Below are 4,765 nucleotides of genomic sequence, written 5' to 3'. Positions count from 1 at the left end.
CTGTCATTACCAGCTTGCCCTACTGTCATTATCGGGCTTGACCCGATAATCCCATACAGACAGATTGCCGTGTCAAGCACGGCAATGACAAAAAACAAAGTGTCATTATCGGGCTTGCCTTGCTGTCATTACCAGGCTTGCCCTGCTGTCATTACCGGCTTGCCCTACTGTCATTATCGGGCTTGCCCTACTGTCATTACCGGCTTGCCCTGCTGTCATTATCGGGCTTGCCCTACTGTCATTACCGGCTTGCACTGCTGTCATTACCGGCTTGCCCTACTGTCATTATCGGGCTTGACCCGATAACCCCATACAGACAGATTGCCGTGTCAAGCACGGCAATGACAGTTTAATCAGCACGGCAATGACAAAAAACAAAGTGTCATTATCTGGCTTGCCTTGCTGTCATTATCTGGCTCGCCCTACTGTCATTATCGGGCTTGACCCGATAATCCCATGCTGACAGATTGCCGTGTATAATAATATAACATTTAACACAGTTTTTTATCTAGGACACAAGAACGCCTTTCCATAAGGCCTGCAGGATTTTTCCGGCGGCACGTCCAAATCATTCTGACAGTACATCCAAATCCTTTTGACAGTACATCCAAATCATTCCGGCGGCACGACCAAATCATTCTGACAGTACATCCAAATCATTCGGACAGTACATCAGAAAGATTACGGCGGCACATCAGAAAGACTTTGATATACTTTTTAGAAATTTTTATTATACTTTTAGCAAATTTTGTGCAATTTTTTATTGACAATTAACCTAAAGTATAATAGTTTATTGATAGTAAGATGAATAAACTGCTTCCGTCTTACAAAATAAATTAGCGCGCAATATGCGGCTAAAGTTTTCAGCCTTTATAAAGGAGGTAAGATAAAAACAGCCGGAAATGGCGTCTGTTTTTATCTTTAAAAGTTTGTGTTGCAAACTTTTTTATCATCTGTTGTTTCTCACTTTGTTGCGAAACAACTTAAAAAGTCAATCTTAAAACTCAAGTTTTAATCTTGACTTTTTATGGGGGTAGTATATGGCAGCAGAAAAAGAAAAATTCTTTGCAGGGAGGGTAAAAAAACTTATGAAGGAGAACCGCTACTCGCAGAAAAAGCTTTGCGAGATTTGCGGAATCACAGAGGCTGCGTTCAGCCGCTACATGACAAGCGGACGCCTGCCAAGAACGGATGTGCTTGCAAACATTGCGAACACACTTCACACAACAACCGACTATCTGATTGGGAACGACTCCAGCTACGGTTACGACCAGCTGAAGATACTGCTTGCCTCGAGCAAGGATGACTTAAGCTACAATCAGAAAAAAAATCTTATGGAAATTCTGATGGACGAGTACAAACGTCCAGAAGGCGATTAAGCAAAAAGGAGGCTTATGGAAAAAGCTATTAAAAACATCACAGCGCCGCAGATTGCAGGCGGGAAAAAGTATATTCTCCCGCCGTGGCGGATAAATGAGATTCTTCTTGAAGTGTTTTCCGTGCTGAGCGAGGAAGAATACTATAAGGAAGGCTTTGACTACAAAAAGATGATTGAAGGCATGGGAATTAAAGTCAAAAAATTCTCATCCTTTTCGCCGGAAAATCTCGAGCGGTTCAAAGAAAATTCCCTAAGCCTATGGGACGAGGGAGTCTGTCTTTTGTTTCCAGACAATGAAACCAGAGAACAGCTTAGGATGATTGCATACAACGACAGCCATAACGCTGTGGAGACAATGCAAATTATCCTGCACGAATTTGCGCATATAAGGCTGCGGCACACACAGCAGAGCATAAACGGCGAAGTTGAGGCAACCTGTTTTTCAATGGCTATGAGCCTTATGTTCATGATGGAAGAAAAGTTCCATATAGGAATGAGGGCTGTGCAGCTCGAAGGAAAAGACTTTTTTATGGACAGCATAAGAAAGTGCATAGGAAAAAAGGAGGTGGCATGAAAGCATTCTATAAATAAAAAAAAGCCTGTTTCGGTAAGCGCGTCAACACTTGCGGAAAAAGGCTTTCTAGCCGGGAGCCAATATTGATTCCCAATCAAATTCTAAGCGATTATGATTCTATCATATCTGGCTCTCCTTGTCAATGAAAATCGAATGCGCACGATTCTTTGCGCCGGTACGAAAAAAAGCAATTTTATTGCAAGGAAAACATTATGTTAAATATCAAAACTATAAAAAATTCACTTATTAGCGATGAATCAAAGGACGGCTTCTGCTTTAGAAGCTCTTGCTCTCAGACTTTGAGCCAGGAAAAACTTGCCGCGGAAATGGCGGACTGGAACTCCTCTTTTACAGAGGCAGACTATCTTGGAATGCTTTCTGTAATGGAAAAAATCGTTGTAAAGTATATTTCAAAAGGCTACAACGTGGAGCTTCCGTTCGGCTCGCTCCGCGCCAACGCCACAGGAACTTGCGCCAATATTCAAGACGGATTTGCGCCAGGGACTGGAAACCATGCGCTGGGGCTTTTGTTTACCGCAAGCGCCGCCGCTTTTTCACAGATAAAGTCAAAGCTTGAATACAGGCAGCTTCCGCCAGACGTATCTGGAGAGGCGAAAATCTACAGGGTTACAGTCCTTCAAAAAGACGCAAGCGAAAGCAGCATTTTAAGCGCGGCTACGGGAAAAACGCTCCGGCTGCACGGAAGAAACCTTTCTTTTGACATTGAGGACAATGCGCAGGGTGTGTTTCTGGAAAACGAAACCGGCCCGGTCCGCATGGAAACCTACAACCGCCGCGGCTCAAACATTGTGGATATTGTAGTTCCTTCCAGCCTGAGCGCCGGAAGCTACAGCATAAGCGTTGTAACAAAGCCCGGAAGCACCTATTTTACCGCGAACATCGACTCCGAAATCATGGTAGCGTAAAGTCCGCCCATTTATAGGCGGCCGCCGCGCATCTTTTTAAAGGCGCGCGGCGTCAAGCACGGCAATGACAAAAAAACTGTCATTATCGGCTTGAGCCTGCTGTCATTACAGGCTTGACCCGATAATCTATTGGAATTCATTTTTTTTTGTTTTTGGGCTACAATCTTCGCAAGACTTTGGGGTGATTTTATGAAGAGGATTCTTATTTTTGGGCACAAAAACCCTGACACTGATTCGATTGTCAGCAGCACTGCTCTTGAGCTTTTGAAAAAAAAGATGGGCTTTGAGCATTATTCTGCATGCCGCGCAGGACACTTAAATCCGCAGACTGACTATATTTACAAGAAATTCGGGATCTCCCCGCCTCTTTTTATTCCAGACCTTTTGCCAAAGGTCGAATATTTCATGCACAAAGGCGCAATTACAACCGGCGAAAACGAGTCGATCTGGAATGCGGTCAGCAAGATGCGCGACAAAAAAGTAAATGTTCTTCCTGTCGTTGACAAATCCGGGCTTTACAAGGGGCTTATTTCCAGCGACTTGATTTTTAAGAGCATTTTTGACAACTTTGACCCGATGCACCATCTTTCGCTTTTTACTTCGGCAAAGCTTTTAAAGGAAACACTAAAAGCCTCTTTTTTGAGCGAGCACAATCCGGAAAGGCAGCGCGAATTTAAGATTATTCTGGCATCGACAAGCTTTTCTTCTTTTTCCAACACTCTCAAATCCCACCTTTCGCAGCCGGTTATCGTTGTAACCGGCGACCGCGAAGACATTCAGCTTTTCTGCCTCGAAAACAAGGCGGATATTTTAATCATAACAGGCTCAAGGACTCCAAGCCCAAAGGTAATTGAGCTTGCAAAAAAAATCGGAACAACAATAATTTTAAGCCCGCTCAACACTTCTTCAACTTCTATGCTCATTATGTATTCGGTTCCGGTTTTTAAGGTTGCAAATACTTCTCTAAAAGCGCTCCAGGCAAAAGACCTGCTTGCAAACGTAAAAAAAGAAATTCTCTCAAGTCCGCTGCGTCTTCTTCCTGTTGTTGACGACGAAAACAAGGTGATTGGAATTATGTCGGAAATAGATCTCCACAACGAGCCTGACCTTGAAGTTGCGCTTGTTGACCATAACGAGCTTTCTCAGGCGGTCGATGGAATCGAAAACTACACAATCGCGGAAATAATCGATCACCACAGAATAGGCCCTGCCCCGACAAAAAGTCCGATTACTTTTATAAATATGCCTCTTGGCTCAACTTCCACAATTATCTCAAGGCTCTTTATAGAAAACAAGATTGAAATTCCTGTAAAAATCGCAAGCCTTCTTTTGAGCGGAATTTTGAGCGACACCTTGATTTTAAAGTCGGCTACGACAACTAAAACAGACGTCGAAATCGCCAATATTCTGAGCAAGATTACAGGCCTTGAAATTCAATCTTTCGGCGAAGAAATAATAAAGGCCGGAAGCCGCATTAAAGACAGAACCGCATTGCAGATTATCGCCCAGGACTTAAAAGAATACTCTGAGGCCGGAGAGACATTTACCGTAAGCCAGATTGAAGTTGACGGAACCCAGGAAATTCTAAGGCGGAAAGAAGAATTTATCGCCCAGCTGGAGGAACAGAAAAAAGAGCGGAAAGCGCTGTTCAGCGCGCTTTTGGCAACAGACATTTCAAATCTAAATTCGCTGATGCTCGTTGCAGGCGAAAAAAAGTTCATGGATTTTCTGCATTTTCCTAAGGTTGAAGAGCAGGTTTATTTCTTAAAAGACATAGTCAGCCGCAAAAAACAGCTGATTCCGATTATAGGCGAATTGATTGGCGAATTTGAAAATTATTAAAATTCGGGCGGATTGCCGTGTCAAGCACGGCAATGACAGTTTAAT

At 43.4% G+C, this 4,765-nt stretch carries 4 protein-coding genes; all 4 read left to right on the top strand.

Going from position 1 to position 4,765, the window contains the following annotated elements; genetic code table 11:
* Positions 1–1,040: 1,040 nt before the first annotated feature.
* The 4 genes from B4N75_RS08975 to B4N75_RS08960 all read left to right on the top strand — a co-directional run bounded on the left by B4N75_RS08975 (position 1,041) and on the right by B4N75_RS08960 (position 4,720).
* Positions 1,041–1,379 (top strand): helix-turn-helix domain-containing protein, encoded by a 339-nt coding sequence (locus tag B4N75_RS08975; protein WP_296022910.1) that lies wholly within the window; start codon positions 1,041–1,043, stop codon positions 1,377–1,379.
* Between the two features lie 15 nt (positions 1,380–1,394).
* Positions 1,395–1,952 (top strand): hypothetical protein, encoded by a 558-nt coding sequence (locus tag B4N75_RS08970; protein WP_296707187.1) that lies wholly within the window; start codon positions 1,395–1,397, stop codon positions 1,950–1,952.
* A 212-nt stretch (positions 1,953–2,164) separates the two neighbouring features.
* On the top strand, positions 2,165–2,878 hold the full coding sequence (locus tag B4N75_RS08965; RefSeq protein ID WP_296022901.1) for a DNA-binding domain-containing protein: 714 nt from the start codon (positions 2,165–2,167) through the stop codon (positions 2,876–2,878).
* 189 nt (positions 2,879–3,067) lie between these two features.
* Positions 3,068–4,720, top strand: coding sequence for a putative manganese-dependent inorganic diphosphatase (locus B4N75_RS08960; RefSeq protein WP_296668941.1), 1,653 nt, complete (start codon positions 3,068–3,070; stop codon positions 4,718–4,720).
* Positions 4,721–4,765 lie beyond the last annotated feature (45 nt).

The sequence above is a fragment of the Treponema sp. UBA7570 genome (assembly GCA_002477955.1).
Taxonomy (GTDB): Bacteria; Spirochaetota; Spirochaetia; order Treponematales; family Treponemataceae; genus Treponema_D.
The sequence above is the reverse complement of the archived record's forward strand: the minus strand, read 5'-3'. Positions and strand labels throughout refer to the sequence as shown.